The organism is Sediminispirochaeta bajacaliforniensis DSM 16054 (genome assembly GCF_000378205.1).
In the GTDB taxonomy this organism is placed as follows: domain Bacteria; phylum Spirochaetota; class Spirochaetia; order DSM-16054; family Sediminispirochaetaceae; genus Sediminispirochaeta; species Sediminispirochaeta bajacaliforniensis.
On the sequence record NZ_KB899425.1, the window covers coordinates 57,603 to 80,864 of the forward strand.

At 44.8% G+C, this 23,262-nt stretch carries 28 protein-coding genes; 11 read left to right on the plus strand and 17 right to left on the minus strand.

The window, feature by feature from the left end; all coding sequences use genetic code 11:
- Positions 1-71: 71 nt before the first annotated feature.
- The 15 genes from F459_RS0117415 to F459_RS0117485 all read right to left on the minus strand — a co-directional run bounded on the left by F459_RS0117415 (position 72) and on the right by F459_RS0117485 (position 9,943).
- The gene (locus F459_RS0117415; RefSeq protein ID WP_020613995.1) at positions 72-731 is read right to left on the minus strand and encodes a TetR/AcrR family transcriptional regulator; all 660 of its coding nucleotides are present in this window, start codon (positions 729-731) and stop codon (positions 72-74) included.
- Positions 732-809: 78 nt separating this feature from the next.
- The gene (locus F459_RS0117420; RefSeq protein ID WP_020613996.1) at positions 810-1,583 is read right to left on the minus strand and encodes a class I SAM-dependent methyltransferase; all 774 of its coding nucleotides are present in this window, start codon (positions 1,581-1,583) and stop codon (positions 810-812) included.
- Positions 1,584-1,660: 77 nt separating this feature from the next.
- Positions 1,661-2,302 (minus strand): CatB-related O-acetyltransferase, encoded by a 642-nt coding sequence (locus tag F459_RS0117425; RefSeq protein ID WP_020613997.1) that lies wholly within the window; start codon positions 2,300-2,302, stop codon positions 1,661-1,663.
- A 151-nt stretch (positions 2,303-2,453) separates the two neighbouring features.
- A complete protein-coding gene (locus tag F459_RS0117430; protein WP_020613998.1) occupies positions 2,454-3,638 on the minus strand; it encodes an MFS transporter in 1,185 nt (394 codons plus the stop codon).
- A gap of 49 nt (positions 3,639-3,687) precedes the next feature.
- The gene (locus F459_RS0117435; protein WP_154651726.1) at positions 3,688-4,125 is read right to left on the minus strand and encodes an N-acetyltransferase; all 438 of its coding nucleotides are present in this window, start codon (positions 4,123-4,125) and stop codon (positions 3,688-3,690) included.
- Positions 4,126-4,188: 63 nt separating this feature from the next.
- Positions 4,189-4,701, minus strand: a complete 513-nt coding sequence (locus F459_RS0117440) for a GNAT family N-acetyltransferase (protein ID WP_020614000.1) — start codon at positions 4,699-4,701, stop codon at positions 4,189-4,191.
- Positions 4,702-4,834: 133 nt separating this feature from the next.
- Positions 4,835-5,596 carry an MBL fold metallo-hydrolase gene (locus F459_RS0117445; RefSeq protein WP_026295088.1) on the minus strand — a complete coding sequence of 254 codons (762 nt, stop codon included), beginning with the start codon at positions 5,594-5,596 and terminating at the stop codon, positions 4,835-4,837.
- Between the two features lie 11 nt (positions 5,597-5,607).
- Positions 5,608-6,027 carry a VOC family protein gene (locus F459_RS0117450; RefSeq protein WP_020614002.1) on the minus strand — a complete coding sequence of 140 codons (420 nt, stop codon included), beginning with the start codon at positions 6,025-6,027 and terminating at the stop codon, positions 5,608-5,610.
- Positions 6,028-6,038: 11 nt separating this feature from the next.
- Positions 6,039-6,431 carry a VOC family protein gene (locus F459_RS0117455; RefSeq protein WP_020614003.1) on the minus strand — a complete coding sequence of 131 codons (393 nt, stop codon included), beginning with the start codon at positions 6,429-6,431 and terminating at the stop codon, positions 6,039-6,041.
- Between the two features lies 1 nt (position 6,432).
- Positions 6,433-6,894: a hypothetical protein gene (locus F459_RS0117460; RefSeq protein WP_020614004.1), complete on the minus strand. Its 462-nt coding sequence runs from the start codon at positions 6,892-6,894 to the stop codon at positions 6,433-6,435.
- 3 nt (positions 6,895-6,897) lie between these two features.
- Positions 6,898-7,455, minus strand: coding sequence for a GNAT family N-acetyltransferase (locus F459_RS0117465; protein WP_020614005.1), 558 nt, complete (start codon positions 7,453-7,455; stop codon positions 6,898-6,900).
- A gap of 177 nt (positions 7,456-7,632) precedes the next feature.
- Positions 7,633-8,178 carry a GNAT family N-acetyltransferase gene (locus tag F459_RS0117470; RefSeq protein WP_020614006.1) on the minus strand — a complete coding sequence of 182 codons (546 nt, stop codon included), beginning with the start codon at positions 8,176-8,178 and terminating at the stop codon, positions 7,633-7,635.
- Between the two features lie 136 nt (positions 8,179-8,314).
- Complete coding sequence (locus F459_RS23310; RefSeq protein ID WP_169517960.1) at positions 8,315-8,863, minus strand: AAA family ATPase; 549 nt, start codon at positions 8,861-8,863, stop codon at positions 8,315-8,317.
- A complete protein-coding gene (locus F459_RS0117480; protein WP_020614008.1) occupies positions 8,860-9,279 on the minus strand; it encodes an SRPBCC family protein in 420 nt (139 codons plus the stop codon). Before F459_RS0117480 ends, F459_RS23310 begins: the two co-directional genes overlap by 4 nt.
- 88 nt (positions 9,280-9,367) lie before the next feature.
- Positions 9,368-9,943 carry a YdeI/OmpD-associated family protein gene (locus F459_RS0117485; RefSeq protein WP_020614009.1) on the minus strand — a complete coding sequence of 192 codons (576 nt, stop codon included), beginning with the start codon at positions 9,941-9,943 and terminating at the stop codon, positions 9,368-9,370.
- Between the two features lie 52 nt (positions 9,944-9,995).
- Between F459_RS0117485 and F459_RS0117490 the strand changes: the two genes are divergently transcribed.
- The 10 genes from F459_RS0117490 (at position 9,996) to F459_RS22535 (ending at position 21,685) form a co-directional block, all read left to right on the plus strand.
- Entirely contained in the window at positions 9,996-13,199 is a 3,204-nt protein-coding gene (locus F459_RS0117490; protein WP_020614010.1) for a ligand-binding sensor domain-containing protein, read from the plus strand.
- Between the two features lie 4 nt (positions 13,200-13,203).
- A complete protein-coding gene (locus tag F459_RS0117495) occupies positions 13,204-13,842 on the plus strand; it encodes a response regulator (RefSeq protein ID WP_020614011.1) in 639 nt (212 codons plus the stop codon).
- A gap of 74 nt (positions 13,843-13,916) precedes the next feature.
- Positions 13,917-14,957, plus strand: coding sequence for a [citrate (pro-3S)-lyase] ligase (gene citC / locus F459_RS0117500; RefSeq protein ID WP_020614012.1), 1,041 nt, complete (start codon positions 13,917-13,919; stop codon positions 14,955-14,957).
- Complete coding sequence (gene citD, locus F459_RS0117505; RefSeq protein ID WP_020614013.1) at positions 14,954-15,244, plus strand: citrate lyase acyl carrier protein; 291 nt, start codon at positions 14,954-14,956, stop codon at positions 15,242-15,244. Before citC ends, citD begins: the two co-directional genes overlap by 4 nt.
- A gap of 4 nt (positions 15,245-15,248) precedes the next feature.
- Positions 15,249-16,145 (plus strand): aldolase/citrate lyase family protein, encoded by an 897-nt coding sequence (locus tag F459_RS0117510; protein WP_020614014.1) that lies wholly within the window; start codon positions 15,249-15,251, stop codon positions 16,143-16,145.
- Complete coding sequence (gene citF, locus F459_RS0117515; protein ID WP_020614015.1) at positions 16,138-17,676, plus strand: citrate lyase subunit alpha; 1,539 nt, start codon at positions 16,138-16,140, stop codon at positions 17,674-17,676. Before F459_RS0117510 ends, citF begins: the two co-directional genes overlap by 8 nt.
- Before the next feature lie 55 nt (positions 17,677-17,731).
- Positions 17,732-18,736, plus strand: coding sequence for a Bug family tripartite tricarboxylate transporter substrate binding protein (locus F459_RS0117520; RefSeq protein WP_020614016.1), 1,005 nt, complete (start codon positions 17,732-17,734; stop codon positions 18,734-18,736).
- A gap of 71 nt (positions 18,737-18,807) precedes the next feature.
- Complete coding sequence (locus tag F459_RS0117525; protein WP_020614017.1) at positions 18,808-19,272, plus strand: tripartite tricarboxylate transporter TctB family protein; 465 nt, start codon at positions 18,808-18,810, stop codon at positions 19,270-19,272.
- Positions 19,273-19,281: 9 nt separating this feature from the next.
- Entirely contained in the window at positions 19,282-20,787 is a 1,506-nt protein-coding gene (locus F459_RS0117530; RefSeq protein WP_020614018.1) for a tripartite tricarboxylate transporter permease, read from the plus strand.
- A complete protein-coding gene (locus F459_RS22535) occupies positions 20,744-21,685 on the plus strand; it encodes a triphosphoribosyl-dephospho-CoA synthase (protein WP_154651727.1) in 942 nt (313 codons plus the stop codon). The genes F459_RS0117530 and F459_RS22535 overlap by 44 nt, the downstream gene beginning before the upstream one ends.
- 94 nt (positions 21,686-21,779) lie before the next feature.
- Here the strand turns inward: F459_RS22535 and F459_RS22540 are convergent, their stop codons facing one another.
- On the minus strand, positions 21,780-22,343 hold the full coding sequence (locus tag F459_RS22540) for a glycerophosphodiester phosphodiesterase family protein (RefSeq protein WP_020614020.1): 564 nt from the start codon (positions 22,341-22,343) through the stop codon (positions 21,780-21,782).
- Positions 22,344-22,477: 134 nt separating this feature from the next.
- Positions 22,478-22,996: a hypothetical protein gene (locus F459_RS0117545; RefSeq protein WP_245540219.1), complete on the minus strand. Its 519-nt coding sequence runs from the start codon at positions 22,994-22,996 to the stop codon at positions 22,478-22,480.
- 103 nt (positions 22,997-23,099) lie between these two features.
- On the opposite strand from F459_RS0117545, the gene F459_RS24705 reads away from it, so the two are divergent.
- The coding region (locus tag F459_RS24705; protein WP_020613436.1) for a DUF4372 domain-containing protein at positions 23,100-23,262 on the plus strand (163 nt) is incomplete at its 3' end.

Here is a 23,262-nt window from a genome sequence, read left to right on the forward strand (position 1 = left end):
ATGTCAAAACCCTCGTTAAAATGAATGATTCATTCAATTGTAGATTAAGATAAATAGATACTCTTGATCCTCTACCGTTTATAAGCGGTGATAATATTGTCCATGCATAATTCTTTAGCAGCTTCTGGAGAAACTTCAATAATCTCAAAAGAAGAGTATCTGCTGTCCATTGCCCACCATGTCAAGATTTCAATAATCATGGTTGCCGTCAATTCCAAATGAGGCAGCGGCCTGATTTCGTTTCTTTCAACAAAAATGGAGAGATACTCTGCCATGGTGTGAAAGAATCTTTTACGATAATCCTTGTAATACTCTGTGAGCCGGCCGCTATCAGCCTGATTCCTTTCGATGAATAGGCAGCCTGTTGCATGGCTTGATAGCAAATCAAATGCATCGGAGATCAATTCTTCAAAGCTGTAGTGTTCACCCCTATCTTCCAAATGGCTTGCAAAACGCGCTGAGATTGCATGAAAGCTTTCAAGAATTTCGGTTTCAAGATGTTGGAACATCGATTCTGCTATGGGCCTTTCAAGGCTTCTATTCATGAACGAGTCGTCAATTGCACATTTGAGAATGAAGTTTTTTATCTCATTTTTGCCTTTGAAATCATGGTATATAGTCCCCACAGATGTTCCTATTGCTTCAGCAATATGACTAATCTGTGTTTTTGAGTATCCTTGCCGAATAAAAAGCATTGCCGCGGCATCGTGTATCAATCTTATTCTTTCCATAAGAGAATCCTCTGCAATGAAATGAATGACTCATTCAGTTTATTGCAGATCTACTACCATGTCAACACAGACTTCACCCTAAATCTTTTTACCAATATAGAACACATAGCCATAATACTTTTTATATGTATGATAAAGTTCTGCCTCATGTCTTTGATTCATTACAAGTTCCTCAGCTGCCCTGTTACCGGCATATTTCTTTAGAAACCTCTCCTGCATACCCGTTTGCGGAATATAGAAATTATCAATCCAGCAATGTTCTGGCAAAACAAAGGTAGCAGTGGGGATGTAGCCTGCTTTTTCCATTAACCCGACTTTATTTGAAATGGTATCGATTTCTGGGTAAGCATCTTTCCAAAAGCTGTCGATTTCAGCAGGCCTCTTTCGGGTAAACCATGATGCCTCTGAAACGGCAATATGACCACCAGGTTTTAAAAATTTGTACCATTCATTTATACCTTGTTCAAACCCTATATTATAGATAGCTCCTTCCGACCATATTAGATCAAATTCCTCATTTTTGAAGGGAAGATCGTCCATAGAACCAATAATCCCTTTTACCCTGTCCTGAAAGTGTTGATTTCTGGCGGTCCTGTTGAAAATATCAATAAAGGCAGGAAATAGATCAATGCCGGTAATATGGCCTGGTGCATACTTGGCTAATACCATTGTTTGGCCGCCTGTTCCGCAGCCAATATCGGCGATTTTCGATTTACTTGTTAGATTATCAATAAAACGTAAAGCTTTAACGGTTATTTCCGGGCTACCGGGACCTTGGCGTTTTAGACTTGAAAAGTATTCACAGATCAACGTGAAATCAAATTCGTGAATTGATTTTTCACCGTTATTCATTCGTCTTTCCTCTTCTTCGTTTTATGTGTAAAGCAGCACAATTAAAGTGCTGCTTTACACAGGTGACAAAAAGACTGCTATAAAGTATCAACTATTCTATCAATATCTCCTGTTTGGATATGCTGAATATGTTCTTTGATTTTTTCATCTGGCCAATTCCACCATTTGAGTGTTGTTAGTTTTGTAATTACATCATTACTGAATCTTTTTCGTATCACTTTTGCAGGCACTCCTCCGACTATGGTATAAGGTGGAACATCTTTCGTAACTAGTGACCTGGTTCCAATAACTGCACCATCGCCGATTTTCACACCCGACATAATTACCGCATCGAAACCTATCCATACATCATTCCCGATAATAATATCACCCTTATTATCCCAGGCTTCTGTTATATGATTGATATCCAACTCCCATTGCTCATAAAATACTGGGAAGGTATAGGTAGATAGTGATCTTGTTGTATGATGGCCACTGGCCATAAGAAATTTTGCTTTACATGCTATTGAACAAAATTTCCCGATTAATAGTTGATCATTATTTATGGGATACTGATATAATACATTGTTTTTTTCAAAACCTTTTGGATCATCATAAAAATCATTATAGATTGTATAATCACCAACTTTTATATTCTTTCTAGTAATTACGTTCTTAAGATAGACCGTATGGAAATCATTTTGTCGTGGATAAATTTCTGCTGGATTAGGAATAGTCATATGTCATCATCTCCATTGTATTATTTTTTTTGACTATCCCATTACAACAATGCATCTTTTCATTGAATATCTCCTTGTTCAAATCTGAACACATAATGCTTTTTGTTACCTGAAATCCCAAAGGGCTTTTCAGTCTCGGCCTCTGAGCCATTTATGCTGAAATAAATTTGTGTTTTTTAAACAATAAGCTAGTGATAAGTATTGGAAGCACAGCAATAAAGGCAAAAAGCGCACTAATATGGAAAACGAAAATGATACTATATTTTTGGGCCAAAAAGCCCAAAAGCAAAGGAGCAATAACGGCTGAAATTCCGCTTACAAATGAAACAATACTGAAAGCTTTCTCATTTAGTTTACGATCAGGTACTGCCTTTGCTATTAACGTATTGATTATAGGCACCGTCCCCTTTGTTACTGTTCCAAGCATTATTGAAACAATCGAAATCATGATTATGTCTTTAACAATACTGATGGAGATGAGCAAAAGCGACATTAGTATTTCTGAGATAATGAATACTTTCTTGCAACCAATTCGATCCGTTATCTTCCCAATCAATATTTTCCCCATCATATTTCCTATAAAAAAAGCACCGGACAAGGAGCCCAATATTGCAGTTGATGCTCCTCTATATACAAAAAGAAATGGTATAAAAACAAATAACGATGAGCTTGCAAGTGAATCAATAAAACTAGTCAGAATTGCAATAATGAATTCCTTACTCTTGTGCAATCCATGTATTTTTCGTATTTTTGTTTTTTCGACTAAAGAAGATGAAAAATCTACTTTATAAAAGAAGATGAGTGACAGGATTGCCATTATTAAGGGCAAAACGCCATACATAAAGGCGGTATTACGCCAATCAACTATTGAGACGAAGATTGTAACACATGCAGCTATTCCTACTCTTCCTATGTCACCCATTGCCGTAAAACTGCCCATCCTATTCCCTATATCGTTCTGGTCGCTGCTATTTGCAATAAGTGCAAAGCTGATGGGATGAAATAGCCCGAAGCCAATACTGGCTAAAATAAAGCCACATGTTAGTAACATGAATCCTGAAGATAATCCTGTGATAATAAATGCGCAGGAATACAAAATCATAGATATCAACAGGACCTTATATCCTCCAAAACGCATTGCGATTGAAGCTGCCGGCAAGGCAAGAATAACACTTGCACTATTAAGCAAACCCGTGAGCAATCCTATTTTACTAAATTCAATGCCAAGATCTTTCTGTATGAAGGGGAGTAATAATGGAAGGCTGGCAAGAAATCCGTCATTGAGAATATGCAGAAGATTGAGCCGCATCATTTTATTTCTGATCTTTTTTCCCATATCTATCTATCATACGCTAAAATTATGTAACTGGGAAAAGAATGTATCTTCATTTTACCCATTCCATAATAAGCTCATGTTCTCCCGTATCGCTGTCGAATGATTCTGATATGACCGAAAAGCCCTTATTCCTGTAGAAATTGATACTTTTTTTGTTTTTATCATATACCTTCAATTGAAGATGATCCCGAAGGTTTTTAATATGTGATAGTAATGAACTCCCAATGCCTTTCCCTTGGCTTTCCGGTTTTACAAAAATTGCAGCAAGATATTCGTCTATTAATGCAATAAATCCAAGAATTTGTTCTCCGTCGATGAATACATATGCTTCTGACATTGGCATATACTTGCTTTTCATCACAGCTCTATTGGCGTCCCAGAAATCTTTCGGGATGAAATTATGAGCCACTATCGATGCTTCATACCAAATATCTACTACTTCATCGATATCTGGAGTTTCCATCTTTCTTATTAAGCGATCATTCAATTTACTTCCTCATCCTATGTGATTTTACAAAAAAGTATTTAACTTTGAATAGAGAAGGCTGCTTCAGTTTATATCTTTTTTTAAAAGATAATCCTTTTGTAGTTCATCACCCATCCGAAAGAAGTGTTCATTAAATCTAATAAATCCATTGCGCTCATAAAAGGCTATTGCCGATTTGTTTTTTTCCCATACTCCCAACCAGATATATCGGCAACCGGCGTTTCGAGCAATTTTCTCTGTTTTTTCTATCATAAGGCGCCCTATGCCCCGACCTTTGAACCCTTTTATTACATAAATACGTTCAAGTTCTATTGACTCCGGATCGTTTATATCGGTTTGGGCAGGTGCAAAATTGATTTTAAAATAAGCTACTGTTTCTTGATTTTCGCATAAGAGGTAGAATTGTGAAATGGGATTTTTAAGTTCTTGTCTGATTCGATCGGGGTCAAAGGCCTCTTCCAAATAACGCCTCATAGTCTCTTCGGTATTCATTGAGCTGAACGTATCAAAATAGGTTTTTTTTCCTATGGCGACTAATGTCTCCGTAAAGCTTTCATCACACTTCAGAATCTCCATAGCAGTATCCTACCTTTAATTTTTTGTTTTTTATACAAGATAAACAGGAGAGTACGGCATCACTCAGCTCGGCAGGGGCGCAAAATTTCCCAATTGATCCCGTCTGCTGTCCCGTTTAAATTCAGGCATCAACTTATAGCCATACTGCCCAATCGTCATACTCGAATGTGCCGCTGCCGTGATGTAATTTGCCATCATTTTTCAACTGCCGAAAAGCGTTACACATTCTTGTCAGAATCTCTGGTTGTATGTCCAGAGAGTGATGCCCCGGAAACACACGCTTCACTGGCAATGCTGATATCCTTTCCAATGAGTTGAGATATGCTTCTGGATCGGTGGATGGATAATAAGCAAATAAAGTATCCTTGTAAACTAGGTCTCCGGTGAAAAGATAACCATGTTCTTTTTCCCAGAAACACATATGGCCTGGGGAATGTCCTGGTGTATGATAAATTTGAACGGAGCGGCCGCCAAAATCTATCATATCATTGTTGTTAAGGACTCTTGTTGGATTTCCCTGAAAAAATTTGTACTCATTTACATCATACCCTTTTGGCAGGTCACAACGATCAACGACCATATCTTTAATCTGATTTATTGTCAGAGGGAACTCTCCATTCAGCCAATTCAATTCATCATGATGTGCATAAAAATCAGGAAAATATTCATGTCCTCCAATATGATCCCAATGAATGTGCGTTGCTACAGCAGTTATTGGATTTTCAGTGAGCTTAAGAACCTCATCATATATATTACATATGCCAAGGCCGGTATCGATTAGTAAACTCTTTCCCAACCCATTCAGAAGATAGCAATGCGTTTCTTCCCAATGGCGATATTCGCTGATAATAAAAGTTTTTTCATCAATTTGATCTATGGTAAACCACTCGCTCATATATTTTCCCATTATAACCCTTTTGTTAGCAAATGATCCTTTGCAAATTGGACCAGATCCCATAAATTCCCATATAAATCTTCAAATACCGCAACTATTCCATATTCTGCTTCTTTGGGTGGCCTCACAAACGTAATTCCAATTGCTTGCATTCTATCATAATCACGCCAGAAATCATCAGTACGAAGAAATAGGAACACCCTCCCACCTGCTTGATTTCCGATAAATGGAACCTGCTCTTCCTTTGAGGCTTTAGCCAAAAGAATGGAAGTTCCTTCCGAACCGGGAGGGGCTACGACAACCCATCGTTTATCTTGCTCAGGCTGGTAAGTATCTTCTAATAAAGTAAACCGTAACTTCTGCGTGTAGAAATCAATGGCTTCATCATAATCTCTAACAACTAAAGCGATATGAACAATTGATTGTTTCACTCCATCTCCTTTTACTCCTTCTGAAATGAACCAATTTCAACTAAATTCCCTTCAGGATCCGCTATATAACAGGTTCGTTGTCCCCATGGTTCTGTTGTCGGCTCAAGTACAGAAACGGCCCCTTTACTAAGGACTTCATTATATGTTCTATCAACAGCTTCGAAATTCTCTACACTTAAAGCTATCTCACTATGACCATTTAATTTTTGTACATAGTTAAAACTGTGATGTACCATCCTTTCAAAATCAGTTCTGCGATAAAGCAAGAACAATGTCCCATCTTTTTCTAAAAAAACATTTGTTGTGTTTTCATCTTCTTTGATATCAAACCCCAAAACATCTCTATAAAAGCGAACCATCAATGCCATGTCGTTGACGAAGATTCCAAATCCTTCCAGTTTCATATTACCCTCTGTTTAAAAGTGTATGTACCGTGTATGCTTTATTATGCGCTGTTCCCCTCCGATTCATATTTGCGCTCCAGGAATTGATTAGCTCATCGTTATTATATAGAGCTCCATAAGCTTTACAGACATCGTTGTTGCGGATAATCACTTCAAACCCATTCATATCACTATTTTCAATTTGAAATCTCGAGAAAATTGTATTTCTATCTATTGAAAATGTTCCCCTCTGCGTGCCTAAACTTGGATTCTCAGATATAAATGAATACTTAGTCTTTGATATTTTCGTTATTGAATAGAAATTCTCAATTCTTGAATTATTTAACATCACCCAGCTTTTATTTTCTATATCATTCTTATTAATGATAATCTCTGTTTCTCCTCTTGCGTTTATTATATTTCCATCAGGAGTTACAAACTCGGAAAAAGTTTCCCATAAAGCGTTTTCTGCTAACAAATGCATACATTATTTCTCCATTATTAGGACTGCTGTATTTATAAAACCATAATCACCTGCACCATATTTTTCCAAATATGTGTGCTTTAGATATTTCCGAATTGTATTTTCCTTATTCCTGGTTCTGATGAAACCAACTTTTTCATATGCCGCAATTGCCCTAATGTTTTTTTCAGATGGTCTAATGATAAACTTTTTAACCTTTTGCTTTTCAGCTAAATATTGCACAAGCAAGTGTAGTGCCTGCGGTCCGAAACCTTTCCCGCAGTACCTCTTTTTCTTCAGCCAAATATCCAGTTCTGCAGAATAGGGTCTTAAGTGAAAGCAGGCATAACATAAGCATCCAATTTCTTCTTTATCATTTTCGATGATCATCATAGAACCTTTTTGCCTTCCACTCTCGAGATAATAAAAATCTTCAAAATCATTTTGAAATTGAACCCAATCAGGTATCGGACTTTCTGGATAATCCGGCATACCCATGTGTAAATTAGCTGTATCAGATAAACATAACCATCTATATGTTTTTTCTTTTTCAGAAATATTTGCATGCCTAATGTTTATCATGTAATTCTTCCTTTTGTCTCCGATTTTCTATCGCATTTCGTGAACATTCGAAGTTAATCAGACACCTTGCAGGTATGAATAATTGGAAAAAGTATATCACACTTTTTGCAGAACTGTGCAAATAGCTAATTTACCACAAGGCTGCTGTGTATTCACTGTATATCCATCGATTGAAGTCTATGTTTTATCATTTTCTTTTCTATACAATAGCATTGGTATATTTCCTTGTCTGATAATTTCTTTTTCCAATTTCATGCCTATATTGGAAGCTACTTTTTCCGATGCCTTATTTTGGGGTTTTATTAATGCAATAACGCTATTGAGGTTTTTTACTTTAAAAGCATAATTAATAAGCATATGTGCAATTTCTGTGGCATAACCTTTTCCCCAAAATTTGATATCTATGACATAGATTATTTCAGTCTCGTCGATTCCCTCTACATCTTTCTTAAGTAATCCGCAATGTCCAATTGAAGTTCCTGTAGCTTTATCTACCAAAATCCAAAGATCATATTCGTCTTGAAAAGGATTATCAATATTTTCCTGTACATCGCTGTTCATTTTGTTTCTATCTCTATGACCACCCATGTATTCTGTGACGTCTGAATTGGTCCAAAGGTCAATTATGAAATTCTTATCTTTGGGTAAAATATTTCGTAACAGCAATCTATTTGATTCAATGTTAATGACATGGTTATCCGTTTCAGGAAGTGTTTGTTCCATAGTTTTCCCTGTATAGCTTTAATTTTCACCCAATGGCGATAATATGAAAACTTGACCATTGGTCGATTTTGATAAAACAATGCGAAATTATCTATCCGCTATTCCTGGCCATTCGTTTATCAAATTTATGACTCAATTAACTCATTTCATGTAGCTTCTGATAAATAAATGCAGCCCGTTCTTCAGCTGAAACCCTCGGAACTTCAATTATATTGTATCCTAAAATTTTATATATTTCAGCAACCCTTTCTCCAAATTCATTCGCTTGCTGATATGTCATTTTTCTTTCGTCGTCAGTTGTATAAATTCCCTCCCATCCCTTGAAGAAAAAGACATTTGGATTATACCTGTATGCCTCAGCTGCATTATAGTAGATGTTTGTTTCAAGATTAAATAGCTCTGCATAAGCAATTAGATCAGGTATTCCTCTATCAAAAACTTGTAACTGACTTCTTTCAACTGCATTATTCTTGTAAAGAATTGTAGCCCTTGAAAGCATCAATTGGGTAAATAGATTCGGATCATGTTCCGGAACGCCAGGTGCCGATATCAAGCGTTGTTCATACAAAACTATTCTGGCTGGTTCAGAGATACAATTAATATCCATTTTTTCCAGTAGCTTTATTATTGTAGATTTCCCACCTCCCATTGCTCCAGTAAGAATGAAATAATTACGTTGGTTCATTGACATAGTAACCCCAGTTTATTCTTCAAATCACGCATATATACGTCTTGAATAGCCTTAAGATTAATAAAGAGTCTTGCAAATATTCTGAGGAACAATTTCTTATACACTAAGGATTCTGTAAATGTAATCTTTGTCTTTCCATCCGATAACTTCTCAAAATTGCCTATCCATTCTCCAGAAAAATATTTGCTGTCCATGGTAAAACCATAGACATTATATTCTTCTTTTTTCGTTATTGTAAAATGGATCTCCATTCCTCCTTTACCATATTCGATAAACTCCTTATCACTAAGTATTTTAAGATTTTGAAGATCACTTCGCCATTGCCAGTTCTCATTATCCGTAATAGTATCCCAGACCTTTTCGACTCTGGAATTCAAAACCTCTGTAGCAGTAGATATTCGACTTTTCATTGTGATTTATCCTCCTATTAATTTTTGAATTAAACTTGCACATAACGTTTTGTGAATATGCGAGTTGCTGTCAGGCCGTTAAGCAGGATCACATTACGCTTTTTTTATTGCACTTTATTGCATCTATTATCTGGGTCAACCTTTTCTTTCTGGTTTCTTCTTTTTTAGCATCTGCAAAATAGTATGATAATGTTTTCCTGCCAGACGGCGGATAATGTTTAAACGCATCATATAGTTCCGGAAACTCTATTAATGCTGATTCTAACAACAATATCTTCTCTGTCAAGTTGTCTTTCTTTTTTGGGGGATTCCACATTCCGTCACGTTTTGCATCTTCAATAGCTTTCAAACCATATTCAGTCATTAATCCTGATTGAGTTAATTCTTCTGCTAATTTCTTATTTTTCTCAGACCATTTACTTTTTTTTCTACGAGGTGAAAATTTCTTACGATATTTTGTATCATCACTCTCATTAGCTTTGCCAAACTGCCCGTCAATCCAACCGAAACATAGAGCTTCTTCAAGCGCATCTTGTGCAGACAAGGTTGTTGAATCCTTGCCTTTTTCAAATAGTAACCAAACACTTTCATCTTGGGAACAATTGTTTTGCAACCATTTTCTAAATTCGTCTCTAGAATGAAATATTAATAATTGCTTGTTCATCATTCTCCCCCATAAACGGTAGTATAATTTGTTTACTATAAATCGACCATAGATGGCGAAGGTGTTTCTTAAATTCCTCTTCTTTGATAGCGGAGACAGGCTGGATATCGATCTGGAGGAATCCCTGATTTTCCTGTTTGAAGTACCACTGATTATACGGTACTATTCAGGTGTGAAAAAGGCCATGCTTCTGGTTCTTCTCGGTGTGCTGTTATCATCAGTCCCGCAGTATGCCGAAGAGCCAATGCAGTTTATCCATCTTTCCCTGCGGGAGGGACTCTCCAACAATTCGGTTTTTGCGATTTATCAGGATTATCTGGGTTTCATATGGTTCGGTACTTTTTCCGGATTAAACCGCTACGATGGACGAAAGATTCAGGTTTTCAAGCCGGAACAGGCGCGTCCCGAGAGTATCTCCGGTTCGGTTATCTTTGATATATTCGAGGATTCAAAACAGCGTCTTTGGATCGGGACTGACGGAGGAGGACTCAACCGTTACAACTTTTCCGATGGTTCCTTCTCTGTCTACCAGGCGGAACCGGGAAACCCCAACACCCTTCCGAGCCAGAAGGTCTTCTGTCTGGAAGAGGACTCAACCGGCCGAATCTGGATCGGAACCGGGGATGCGGGTATTGCCATCTTTCTACCTGGAACAGAACAGTTTATCCGCTATTCCTTCTCAGGAATTGAAGGCCTCGAAAGTGATGTTATCCGGGTCCTTCTCGAGGATTCAAAAGATCGTATGTGGATTGGGACGCAGGGGGGCGGGCTGTCCATGTACCGGGACGGATTTTCCCTGAACAACTTCTTTGACAAGGCCACGGTCCGGGATATCTTTGAAGATTCCCTGGGAAGGATCTGGGTGGGCCTCGAGAACGAAGGACTTTACGTTGCCGATTCAGCGACGGAGGATTTCTCCTTCCGACAGGTTTTCGGAGAAAAAAGCGTACGCTGCATTGCGGAGGACGATTTCGGTACTATCTGGGCTGGTACAGAGCGGAGCGGACTGGTTCTTGTGGACGGAGATTATTCGACCCGCCCCGTTGTCCATGATCAAAACAACGACTTTTCCCTAAGCAGCAATTTTATTCGGGATATTTACGTGGATAAATCGGGTATCGTCTGGGTCGCCACCAGGGGAGGCGGAGTCGACCGCTATAATCCCCGGGCCAGGGGTTTTACCTATCTGCTTCAGGGCGGATACGATGTCAGGAAGATTCTCGAGTCCCGGGAGGGCGATCTCTGGATAACCACCGACGGCCAGGGCCTTATGCGGATGGACCGGCAGGGTGAAATAACTCGTTATCTTTATTCCGAAAATGACCCGGCGGGCATAATCAGCAACCATCTCTACTCCCTGGCGGAAGATCCCGAGGGGAATATCTGGATTGGTAGCGACGGTGACGGGCTCATGCAGTACAGAAGAAGGGATAGCCGTTTCCTTCGGTATTACGCGGACCCTGATAATCCCTCTGCCCTCAGTTCGAATGTGATATGGGCTCTTCAGGTGGACCAGGAGGGGTATTTGTGGATCGGGACCGAAGGAGGCGGACTAAACCGGTATCTTCCTGGAGAGAACAGATTCGAGCGTTTTATGAATAATCCCGGTCGCCCGGAATCCCTACTGGGAAACTCGATTCGGGCCCTCTACGAGGATTCCGGTGGTGATCTCTGGATAGGTACCTGGGACGGGGGCTTGAGCATGAAGATCAGGGGAGAGGATCGGTTTCTCAATTATACCCGGGACCCCGGGGATCCCCGCAGCCTCAGCGACAACAGTGTAAACTGTATATCCGAGGACGGTGAAGGGAATCTCTGGGTGGGAACCTCCGGGGGCGGTTTGAACCGTTTTGATCGGGGAAAGGGGTCTTTCCATGCTTTCCGGGTACAGGACGGCTTGTCCGATGACAATGTTTTCGGCATCCTTCCGGACGACAGTAGTTTTCTCTGGGTCAGTACCGCCAACGGCTTGTCCCGCTTTGACCTGATAACCGATCAGATTACTAACTTGTGGAGATCCGATGGTACCCTCTCCAACCAGTTCGGCCGGAACGCTTATTTTCGCAGCTCCGATGGAAAGCTTCTGTTCGGCACAGCCAGGGGCCTTCTGAGCTTCGATCCGGAAAAGATCCATGTCAACTCCTATTCCCCGGATATCAGGATTACCGGCTTCAGCCTTTTCAACGAGGAGATCCCTGTGGGGATTCCGGTGAGAGGTCGGGTCTATCTGGAGAAGAATATCTGTCTTACAGAGAGTCTGACTGTCTATCCCGGGGCTAGTTTTATCGGTTTCTCCTTTGCCTCCCTGGATTATGCCGATTCGGAGAAAAATAAATACGCCGTGAGGCTTAACGGTTTTGATACAGACTGGCATTATCTGAGAACGGAGAACACCTTCTACTATTCCAGCCTTCCTCCGGGATCCTACATGCTTCAGGTCATGGGTACCAACAGTAATGGGGTCTGGAGTAACAACTATGCTGATCTTGAAATAACCGTGGTACCCCCCTTTTATCAAACCTGGTACTTTGCCCTGTTCATGGGTGGGCTGTTTGTTTCGATTTTCTTTGTCATTGGAAAGATCCGGATTGCCGGGCTCGATAAGCGGAACCGCATGCTCCAGCAGTTCTCTAACTATGTGCAGGACATCCGGGAGGAGGAACGCAAGGCCATTGCCAGGGATGTGCATGACGAACTGGGTCAGCTGCTTACAACTCTCAAGATGCATATCTTCTGGCTCTCCAAAAATGCTGCTTCGATGCTTGAACAGCGTCAGGCCCGCTACGAATCGATGCTTGGTATTATCAACGAAACCCTGGACTGGTCAAAGGACCTTGCAACACGGCTGCGTCCGGTTATCCTGGATAATCTCAGCCTTGGTGAAGCTGTGGACTGGCTCCTGGACGAGACGGAACGTCATTCTTCTCTACGCTTTCAGCGTTCCGTTGGGCTCACCCCGGAGATGAATGTGGAGCGGGCTACGGCGGTGTTCCGCATTATTCAGGAGACGGTAACGAATATTGTCCGCCATTCAAACGCGGCCAGTGCTTCGTTGTCCCTTGCGACTAACGAGGGCATTCTCTATGTAACCGTCCATGATGACGGAGTGGGGATGGCGAAAAACAAACTTACCGACCCTGAATCCTATGGTATAATCGGTATGCAGGAACGGGCCAAGCATCTTGGTGGTGAAATATCGATCCATTCTACCCCCCTGGGAACTACCGTTTCCCTGAGAGTCCCTGTAACAGGATGATGACATGCTGCGTATACTGATAGCAGACGACCACCCGGTACTGCGCCGGGGGCTTATTCAGCTCATGGAAGAATCCCTCTCGATTTCCGAGATATACGAAACCGGGAACGGTTGCGATGTGCTTCCCATGTTGCGAAAAAACTCCGTTGATGTTGTGGTCCTGGATATAAGCCTGCCTGACAAGGATGGCATGATTGTCCTGGCGGGGGTGAAGCAGGAGTTCCCAGACTTGCCTGTACTGATGTTGAGCATACAGCCGGAGACACAGTACGCAGCCCGGGCCCTGAGACTTGGCGCGGCGGGCTGTCTGAATAAAGCGATAGCACCGGAAGAGCTTGTCCGGGCACTGCGCCAGGTGGCACGAGGGGAACATTATATGAACGAAACGACCTCCAGTATTCTGCTGGAGACCATTCGGCATCCCGGTGCTGCCCTGCCTCATGAACTCCTGTCCGAGCGGGAAACCCAGGTCATGCTCTCCATAGCGTCGGGAATGACCCTCTCGGAGATTGCCGACGAACTCTGCATAAGCGTTAAAACTGTAAGCACCTACCGCAGCCGACTGCTGGAGAAGATGAACCTGAAAAACAACGCCCAGCTTACCCAGTATGTCTACAAGCACAAACTGATGCCCATGGGCTGATGTAGGAAAAATCCTACAGAGAAATCAAAGATACTCTTACTTACAGCTGGAATTTCATAGCCCACACTGTGTCCATGGATTGGGGAGCAAATGTGATTGTCCGGAGCTTGTCGCCCCGGGTTCCGTCGGAGCGGGAACAGGTTATAGGGTTTCTGTCTCGTTACGGCCTCGACTATGAGGATGATATTGAATATTCCATCGGTATCTTCAGCAGTGAGACCATGGTGGCCACCGGCTCCCTTTCCGGAAAGGTTGTAAAAGGTGTCGTCGTCCATGAAGGGTACCGGGGTGAAAATCTTACCGCCAAAGTCCTGACCTATCTTAAAATCCTGGCCCATAACCAGGGCATCGATTCTCTGTTTATCTACACACTGCCGCAGAACAGGGCGCATTTCAACGCCCTCGGCTATACCGAAATTGCCTCCACCGAGGATGTCCTCCTTTTGGAAGATAACAGCCGTAACTTCAGTCTGTTTCTTTCCGGACTCTCCAGGCTCAATCCCATGGGCCTGCCCGCGGCATCTCTGGTAATGAACTGCAACCCCTTTACCCTTGGACACCGTTATCTGGTGGAACGGGCTGCCGGAGAAAATCCCCTGGTTCTTTTATTTGTTGTCCAGGAGGACCGCTCGGTATTTCCCTTCGACGTCCGGAGAAAGCTAATTGAAGAGGGGGTTCGGGACCTTGAGAATGTACGGGTAATCCCCGGTGGGGACTATATTATCTCAAGCGCCACATTCCCAAGCTACTTTATCAAGGACAAGGGGAAGATTGTCGATACCCATACCCGTCTGGACCTGACAATCTTTGGGGCGCATATCGCTCCTGCCGCCGGAATCCGGCGCCGCTATGTTGGTCAGGAACCCTTCTGTCCGGTAACCAAGCGCTACAACCAGAGTATGCACGAAATCCTGCCGGAATACGGTCTCGATGTCGTGGAGATTGAGCGTCGGGAATCTGACAATACGGTCATCAGCGCATCCGAGGTCCGGCGCCTCATTGCTGCTGGCAAAACCGAAGAGACGGCGAAAATCGTGCCTCCCAGTACATACAAATACCTTACTTCCGCAGAAGCGGAGGATATCCGCAGCGAAATTCAAGGAGGATCTGCATGAAGATCACCCAAAAAGGCATTGCCGGGACTCTGGAGTCCAGCGATGTTCTTATTACTGTCAGTCCACCCACGGATCCGGGCATAAAGATCGAGCTGGAAAGCATCGTAAAAAAACAGTTTGGAAACCGGATTATAGCCGTAGTCAACGAAGTCCTGGAAGGGTTTGGGATAAAGGATGTTCATGTAACCCTTCAGGACAAGGGTGCCCTGGACTGTACCGTCAGGGCCCGCCTGGAAGCGGCAGTCTATCGTGCCGCGGGCATAAGCCAGATACGGTGGAGACGTTGAACCCATGAAACTACGAAGAACCATGCTGTACGTTCCCGGTGGCAATGCCGCCATGGTCAAGGATGCCCACATATACCGTTCCGACGCGATAATGTTCGATCTGGAAGATTCCATCGCCGTAAACGAAAAAGAAAGCGCCAGGCTCCTTGTTTTCCATGCCTTGCGGACCCTGAGCTACGAAGGCACAGAAACGGTGGTAAGGATCAACGGCCTGGATTCCCCCTACGGCCGGGACGACATTAAAGCCATGGTAAACGCTGGACCTGATATAATCCGGCTTCCCAAGACCGAGACAGCCCAGGATATTCAGGATGTGGAGGAGCTCATCAGGAAGGAAGAGGCGGCCGCTGGTCTTGAAGAGGGGAGCATCGCCCTGATGGCCGCCATCGAAAGTCCCCTGGGAATCCTTAACGCCTACCAGATAGCCACCGCAAGTTCCCGGCTTATAGGCATTGCCTTTGGAGCAGAGGACTATGTTACCAACATGAAGACCTCGAGGAGCCGGGCGGGTTCGGAGATCTTTTATGCCCGTTCCGCCCTGGTAACTGCTGCCCGGGCCGCGGGAATCTACGCCCTGGATACGGTATTTTCTGACCTGAACGATGAGGAAGGCTTTGTGGAAGAGGTCCGCATGGCCAAACAGCTCGGATTCGACGGCAAGTCCATCATATCTCCCCGGCAGATCCGGCCGGTCCACGATGTTTTCGCCCCCACTGAGGCGGAAGTGGAGGCCGCCCTCCGGGTCATGCGCGGCATTGCGGAGGCGAAGAAGCGCAACACGGGTGTTATTACCGTGGACGGCAAGATGGTGGACAAGCCCATGGTCGAACGGGCCGAACGGGTAATCGAAATGGCCAAGGCTTCGGGCCAGCGTATCCCCGAGGAGGAGTTACATGTCTGAGAACGCGATTGGCCGGGAAATCCGGGATTCAATACCCGGCTACGAAAAGCTGAAACCCTTCCAGGGCGCCTTTGCAAATACCCCGCTGGTGCGTCAGGAGAAAGGAAATCGCAACCTTCCCCGGCTGAATAAGCTGCTGGATACGGTGGAGCAGGCAGTTTTGAAAACTGGACTCAAGGACGGCATGACGATCTCTTTCCATCACCATTTCCGCAACGGCGACAAGGTCGTTAACATGGTAATGGATGTCATTGCCAACCTGGGGATAAAAAACCTGACCCTGGCAAGTTCTTCCCTGACGACGATCCATGACGAACTGCTTCCGCACATAAAAAAGGGGGTGATCGGCCGCATCATAACCAGCGGGCTCAGGAGTAAGCTCGGGGAGCAGATCTCCGCGGGAATCATGGATGTACCGGTCTTGTTTCATTCCCACGGCGGTCGAGCCAGGGCCGTGGAGACGGGACAGATAAAGATTGATGTCGCATTTTTGGGGGTACCATCCAGCGATGTATATGGAAATGCCAACGGCTTTACCGGGTCCTCCGCCTGCGGTTCCCTGGGCTATGCGATTGTTGACGCCAAGCATGCTTCCAGGGTCGTACTTATCACGGACAATCTTGTCGAATACCCGAACACCCCCTTCAGTATCGACCAGGATCTGGTGGATCACATCGTTGTCGTAGATTCCGTGGGGGACTCAAGCCGTATAGCCACTGGGGCAACCCGTATAACCAGTAACCCCAAGGACCTCCTGATTGCCCAAAACGCCGCGGATGTAATCGCCTATTCTCCCTATTTTGAGGATGGTTTCTCCCTTCAGACTGGTTCCGGCGGCGCCTCCCTGGCGACGACTCGCTACCTTGCGGATTACATGCGAAGGCGCGGGGTTATCTGCAGTTGGGCCCTTGGGGGAATAACCAGCCAGATAGTCAAGATGCATCAGGAGGGGCTTATAAAGAGGATGCTGGATGTCCAGAGTTTTGATCTGGATGCCGTGAACTCCATCGCCGTGAACCCCATGCACACGGAGATTGATGCCTCTTATTACGCGAATCCTCTGAACAAGGGCTGCGCAGTAAACAAACTAAATGTTGTCGTCCTCAGTGCGCTGGAGATCGATACCAACTTCAACGTTAACGTGCTTACCGGTTCCGACGGAATAATCATGGGGGCCTCCGGCGGTCATTCCGATACCGCCATCGGTTCCGGCCTTTCAGTGGTGGTCGCCCCCCTGATCCGGGGAAGGATCTCCAGTGTTGTAGACAGGGTCCTGACTGTTGTTACCCCCGGAGAGAGTGTGGATATCCTGGTTACCGACAGGGGGATAGCCATCAATCCCCGGCGAAAGGACCTGATTGGCTATTTTCACGGCAGCAAGCTGCCTCTTTACACCATTCAGGAACTGAAAGAGCGGGCCGAACGGGTGGTGGGGACCCCGGAACCCATCAAATTCGGCGACAGGATTGTGGGGCTCGTGGAATATCGTGACGGAACAATTATCGATGTTATCCGTAACGTCGCGGATTAATTCTTGTGTATACGCGCAGCCTGGGTGCGTAAAAAATACCCAATAAGGAGTCTGTATGAAAAAATCATTTGTAAGCTTGCTGGTTCTTGCTATCTGTTTTGCTCTGGCAGCCCCGATCTTTGCCGAAGGGCAGAGGGAAGGCGGAGATGTTCAGTATCCCAAAGGGGCCCTGGATTTCGTTGCCCCCTCAGGTGCCGGTGGTGGATGGGACCTGACTATCCGTACCGTTGCCAAGGTTCTGAAGGATACGGGTTTGGTAAAAGTTCCCATGCCTGTCCGTAACAACCCGGGTGCCGGCGGGGCGGTACATCTTGCAAGCCTTCAGGAAAAACCCAAGGCGGACAACATCATTACTGTGTATTCTCCTCCTCTCATTCTTACCAAGCTTTCCGGTTCAACAGACCTTAACTATGAAAATGTGACTCCCCTGGCCAACCTGATTGCGGACTATGCGGTATTCGTTGTTAAAGCGGATTCCAAGTACAACAGCATCATGGATGTTATGAATGCCCTGAAAAAGGATCCCAAAAGCGTAAAGATCGGCGGTACCTCCTCCGCGGGTTCCATGGACCATATCCAGTTTCTGATTATGGCAAGAGCGGCGGGAGTAAAGAACCTGCGGCAGATCGACTATGTCAATTTCAACGATTCCGGCGCAGCTCAGGTTATGGGCGGTCATATCGATCTCTTTTCCACTGGTTTGTCCGAAGTCCGTGGTCTTATCGAGAGCGGAGATCTCAAGGCCCTGGCCCAGACTGCTGACCACAGGGTCGGAGAAGGGGTTGTGGCCGCAATCCCTACCTGCATGGAAGCCGGAATTCCGGAAACCTTCGTAAATTGGCGTGGTCTCTTCGGGCCTCCCGAAATGCCCCAGTATGCCGTTGATTTCTGGGAAGACACCCTGAATCAGATGGTCAAAACCGAAGAGTGGAAGCAGGCAATGATCAAGAACGGCTGGGACGATTACTACTTGGAAGGTCCCGAGTATCTTGAGTTCCTGAAAAGGGTAGACCAGTCATACCGCGGCATTCTTGATGAAATAGGTATGCTCGCCGACTGATCCTTTCCAGTGCAATCCTGCGGAGCGGCCCGTGGAGAGGATCCGCTCCGCACTTTCTTGTGAGGAAAACAATGAATATGACACTGATTTCCGGAACAATCTCCTTTGTCATTGGAGCTGTTGTAACCTGGATGAGTCTGAAACTGCCCGAAGCAAGTGTTGGTATTCCCCATGCGCCCAAGGTTTTTCCCGCGGGGCTTGGGATCCTGATGGTGATCTGTTCCGCATATCTTCTCCTGCGGGAGTCTGTCCGGATAAGGAAAAATGGAAAAACCGAACACGAACCCAGGAATCCCTTTCTGTCGAAGATAGTATGTACCTGTATCTTCGGGGTCCTCTACGCCCTGCTGTTCAAACCCCTGGGGTATGTACTTTCCACCTTCCTTTTTCTGGAGCTTGAGTTGTTCCTGTTCAACGGAGCAGCCAAATGGAAGATTAATACGGTGGTTTCACTCACCTTCAGTCTTTTCATCTATCTGTTGTTTGCCAAGACTCTGGGGGTTTATCTTCCGCAAACACCGATCATCTGGTTTTAGGAGTTCACCATGGAAACACTGAATTTTCTGGTCCAGGGACTGGGCATTGCGATACAGCCGCTGAACATACTGTGGGTCACCATCGGTGGAATCCTCGGAACGATCATCGGTATGCTTCCTGGCCTCGGACCCGCCACTGGAGTGGCAGTCCTTTTGCCTCTGACATTTGTTATGGGGCCCACGGCGTCCCTGATTACCATGGCAGGTGTCTACTACGGCGCCATGTACGGGGGGTCCAGGGCCTCAATCCTGATCAATACCCCCGGAGACGGGGCCGCAGTGGCTGCTACCTTCGACGGTTATCCCATGACTCTAAAAGGTGAGGCGGAAGCAGCCCTGGCCATATCCGCCATTGCATCCTTTATCGGCGGGGTAATAGCAACGATCCTTATGGTGGCGGTTGCGCTTCCGGTGGCCCGCTTCGCCCTGAAATTCGGTCCTGCCGAATACTTCATGCTCTTTGTCTTTGCCCTTTCGGCTACCGCTTCCATGGGTAAGGGAGACAGCCTGAAGGGTTTTATTGCCACCCTGCTGGGATTAATGATTGCCACCATCGGCATCGACGGGCAATCCGGAATCAAGCGCTTTACCTTCGGCATCCTGCAATTGGAAGCGGGAATTGATTTCCTGGTCGTAATCATCGCCGTCTTCGCCTTGGGTGAAGTCTTCAAAAGCTTCCGGAACATAGCGGAGGGGCATAAAAAGACCCAGACCCAATTTGGAAAGATCTGGATAAGCTTGGCTCAGTGGAAACGCTGTATGTGGCCCATTCTGCGTTCCTCGCCCTTCGGCTTCTTTATTGGAGCCCTGCCTGGGGCCGGAGGAACCATGGCTTCACTGCTCTCCTATAATAACGAAAGAAATCTCTCTGACCATCCGGAAGAGTTCGGCAAAGGGGCCATCGAAGGGGTCGCCGCACCGGAGTCCGCCAATAACGCTGCATCAGTGGGAGCAATGATTCCGATGCTGACTTTAGGGATACCGGGATCAGGGACCACCGCGGTCATGATGGGCGCCCTTCTTATGCTTGGACTTCAGCCGGGGCCCATGCTGTTCCAGCAGCAGTCCACCATTGTCTGGGCCCTCATCGCAAGCATGTTTGTGGGAAACATCATTCTTGCCATTATAAACATTCCCATGGCAGGCGCTCTGGTTCGGGTGCTGTCGGTTCCTCCGAAGATCCTCTATCCCATAGTGCTTGGTCTTGCCTTTGTGGGCACCTATGCCATCAGTTATAGCGTGATTGACTTTTACCTACTTATAATTTTCGGTGTAGTGGGATACTTTCTGTCAGCAGCCAAAGTTCCGGCAACGCCTCTGATTCTGGCGGTGATAATTGGAAACGATATGGAGCAGTCCTTCCGTCAGGCCTTTGTTATATCCGACGGCAGCCTTAAAATTTTCTTTGCATCTCCCCTCTGTATCGTGCTGTTCGTTCTGACCATTATCTCTATTGTGGGGCCGGTGGTACGTGATTTTATCGTTAAAAGAAAGAACATCACTGCAAAAACCTGAGCCTGATTACCTTTCCCGGCCCTGTTCGGACCGGGACAAGGCCCTCTCTTTAATACTTTCTTCAAAGGCGCGGCGGGCAATGTATCAGGAACTCGATACAACGCCGAAGCCCGGGCTGGTTGACAGGCTTGATAAAGGTGCCCATACGGATATGGATTACGCTTGCTTTCGCCGAAGCATTGATGCGGTGGCTCCCTTTTTTCCCTCCGTCGCACTGCAGGCGGTGGGAAAATATCCGGATGCTGTTCTGTGGCGGGAGGTCCGAAAGACCGGACTCGAGGCTGAAGCTGCAATGTTCGCCGCCACCCGGGGGGTGAATACCCACAAGGGACAGATTTTTGTGTTGATGCTCCTGGTCGCCGCTGCTGTGTCGGAGGGGGCTTCCGGTATTCCGGGCCTTCGGGAGGGAACCCGAAGCATGGTCCGGGGTATAGTGGCGCAGGAGCTGGTCTTCGGGCTGGAGAAGAAAACGGAACTCAGTCATGGTGAAAGGCTTTTTCTCTCCCATGGCCTCACCGGGATCCGCGGTGAGGCGGAAGCCGGCTTTCCTGCAATTTTCGAATGCGGTCTGCCGGTCTATACCGCTATGCTCAGCAGAGGCTATTCCGTAAACGACGCATCCCTGCAGTCCCTGCTTGCCATAATGTGCAGTGTCGAGGATACGACAGTCGTACACCGGGGGGGCCTCGAAGCCCTGAGATTCATGCGGACCTCGAGCCTCGCGGCACTTGCTCTCGGTGGCGTACGTACAGCATCAGGAAAAGCTTACGTATCAACCATGAATAGGGAGTTCATCCATCGTAAGATTAGCCCCGGAGGGTGTGCAGATCTTCTGGCAGGAACCATTTTTGTCTATGAAGCAGGCCTTCCTGCAGCTTTGAATAGTACGGCGTTATGAAGGGCCCCTTCACCTGAAAAACTGGCAATTTTGCGACAACCCTCGGAAAGCCTATGCAAGTGCAAGCTTCTATCCTCTCATTGAAACATCCAAACTAAGCAGGTTGGATCCCTATGGATCTTCGACACGTGCTCTCAGGATGCATCACTGCAAAAACAGAGGACGATTGGCCCTGTTTTGTTACTATAGCTGAAAGGGCCTTCATTTCAGGGTATTCTTCTTTAACAATTTGAATTGCCTTGTCATTTCCATAAATCGACAAGTTCTTTCTTTGGTCTGGGTTCAAACTCCTCAATTTTTGCAATAAAATATTCCCTTTTCTTTCTGTTCGATAATCAACTTGAAAATCATGAAAAACCGCGAGGTTTTTGTCTTTTGTAACACGAATATCGAATCCAATGATATCGGCTCCATACTTAAAAGCCGCCTCCATAGAAGGAAGTGTATTGTCAATATAAGGATACTCTGGTGGATAAATCACTTCAGCCGTATTTGTATCCCATTTTACCTTGGAGATATCAAAAGTCTGTGCCAATCCACGATGATCTAACAATTCAGTTTTTTCTGTACTCTTTACAGGAAGAATTTGACAATTATTAACTACAACAAAAACAACTAAACACAAAACGATGAGAAATAAACTTCTTTTTCTTTTCATGTCTACTCTCCTTTCTGAGCATAGGAATATGATTTAGTTGTTTTCCACGCCGAAAGGTGCACAAACGTCTGACGAAAAGGCCTGGAATAAGATTTACATATAGCATCACGAGAATAAAATGATGTGACCAAACCTTATTTTACAAAGCCCTTATGAGATTTCGGTTCAACCATTTCAATATAAACAGGTTCAATCATAAAGTTACCTTTGTGTGGGCCAGTATCTTTATGCCAATCATTATTGGAACCACTCCAATTCATCCAACTTATATCAGGACAATTCTCCGACTCGATAAAGCCTATGGTCTGAGCGCTTTTACCTCTATTTCCAGGAGGAGTGTTCCATTTCATAAACATTAGATATTTTCCTGGTTGAAGCAAAAGAGGTTTATGTAGCTCATTTTTTACCCACATCTCTCCATTTATTTCTTTCACATCTGTATAGGATTCTTGTAGTAATGAAAATAAACTATTCTTTTCGGGGAATTGTAAAATTCCATAGTTGTAATTTGATTGTGGTAGACCATAGCCGGTTATATAGAATTGGAGTGCTTTAAGTAACACACTGTGTGTTATTTTAAACTCTTTTCCTACCATGCAGCCGATTTTTCCATTCTTAGGACTATAGGGGATAACTTTTTCATTCATAATCATAGCTGTCCAAAATAAAAGCTATAGAAACTATTAATTGCCTGAAAACCTGTTTATAATGAACATAGTTTGACGACTAAATCATTACAAACAAAGGAGATCAGGCATGAAAAATAATAACAGTATTTTCGGACAAATGCTACAGTTCATTTCGAGATATAAATTCCAAAAGTGCGTAAAAGAGTACCAGTCAGAAAAACACAGCAAAGGTTTTTCATCATGGAGCCACTTTGTTTCAATGCTATTTGGCCAGCTTTCCGGTCAAGATG

Bases quoted from the DNA above. Each gene is read 5' to 3' on its own strand.
- F459_RS0117415 (WP_020613995.1), bottom strand. From the start codon at position 731: ATGGAAAGAATAAGATTGATACACGATGCCGCGGCAATGCTTTTTATT.
- F459_RS0117420 (WP_020613996.1), bottom strand. From the start codon at position 1,583: ATGAATAACGGTGAAAAATCAATTCACGAATTTGATTTCACGTTGATC.
- F459_RS0117425 (WP_020613997.1), bottom strand. From the start codon at position 2,302: ATGACTATTCCTAATCCAGCAGAAATTTATCCACGACAAAATGATTTC.
- F459_RS0117430 (WP_020613998.1), bottom strand. From the start codon at position 3,638: ATGGGAAAAAAGATCAGAAATAAAATGATGCGGCTCAATCTTCTGCAT.
- F459_RS0117440 (WP_020614000.1), bottom strand. From the start codon at position 4,701: ATGGAGATTCTGAAGTGTGATGAAAGCTTTACGGAGACATTAGTCGCC.
- F459_RS0117445 (WP_026295088.1), bottom strand. From the start codon at position 5,596: ATGAGCGAGTGGTTTACCATAGATCAAATTGATGAAAAAACTTTTATT.
- F459_RS0117455 (WP_020614003.1), bottom strand. From the start codon at position 6,431: ATGAAACTGGAAGGATTTGGAATCTTCGTCAACGACATGGCATTGATG.
- F459_RS0117460 (WP_020614004.1), bottom strand. From the start codon at position 6,894: ATGCATTTGTTAGCAGAAAACGCTTTATGGGAAACTTTTTCCGAGTTT.
- F459_RS0117465 (WP_020614005.1), bottom strand. From the start codon at position 7,455: ATGATAAACATTAGGCATGCAAATATTTCTGAAAAAGAAAAAACATAT.
- F459_RS0117470 (WP_020614006.1), bottom strand. From the start codon at position 8,178: ATGGAACAAACACTTCCTGAAACGGATAACCATGTCATTAACATTGAA.
- F459_RS23310 (WP_169517960.1), bottom strand. From the start codon at position 8,863: ATGAACCAACGTAATTATTTCATTCTTACTGGAGCAATGGGAGGTGGG.
- F459_RS0117480 (WP_020614008.1), bottom strand. From the start codon at position 9,279: ATGAAAAGTCGAATATCTACTGCTACAGAGGTTTTGAATTCCAGAGTC.
- F459_RS0117485 (WP_020614009.1), bottom strand. From the start codon at position 9,943: ATGAACAAGCAATTATTAATATTTCATTCTAGAGACGAATTTAGAAAA.
- F459_RS0117490 (WP_020614010.1), top strand. From the start codon at position 9,996: ATGGCGAAGGTGTTTCTTAAATTCCTCTTCTTTGATAGCGGAGACAGG.
- F459_RS0117495 (WP_020614011.1), top strand. From the start codon at position 13,204: ATGCTGCGTATACTGATAGCAGACGACCACCCGGTACTGCGCCGGGGG.
- citC (WP_020614012.1), top strand. From the start codon at position 13,917: ATGGATTGGGGAGCAAATGTGATTGTCCGGAGCTTGTCGCCCCGGGTT.
- citD (WP_020614013.1), top strand. From the start codon at position 14,954: ATGAAGATCACCCAAAAAGGCATTGCCGGGACTCTGGAGTCCAGCGAT.
- F459_RS0117510 (WP_020614014.1), top strand. From the start codon at position 15,249: ATGAAACTACGAAGAACCATGCTGTACGTTCCCGGTGGCAATGCCGCC.
- citF (WP_020614015.1), top strand. From the start codon at position 16,138: ATGTCTGAGAACGCGATTGGCCGGGAAATCCGGGATTCAATACCCGGC.
- F459_RS0117520 (WP_020614016.1), top strand. From the start codon at position 17,732: ATGAAAAAATCATTTGTAAGCTTGCTGGTTCTTGCTATCTGTTTTGCT.
- F459_RS0117525 (WP_020614017.1), top strand. From the start codon at position 18,808: ATGAATATGACACTGATTTCCGGAACAATCTCCTTTGTCATTGGAGCT.
- F459_RS0117530 (WP_020614018.1), top strand. From the start codon at position 19,282: ATGGAAACACTGAATTTTCTGGTCCAGGGACTGGGCATTGCGATACAG.
- F459_RS22540 (WP_020614020.1), bottom strand. From the start codon at position 22,343: ATGAAAAGAAAAAGAAGTTTATTTCTCATCGTTTTGTGTTTAGTTGTT.
- F459_RS0117545 (WP_245540219.1), bottom strand. From the start codon at position 22,996: ATGATTATGAATGAAAAAGTTATCCCCTATAGTCCTAAGAATGGAAAA.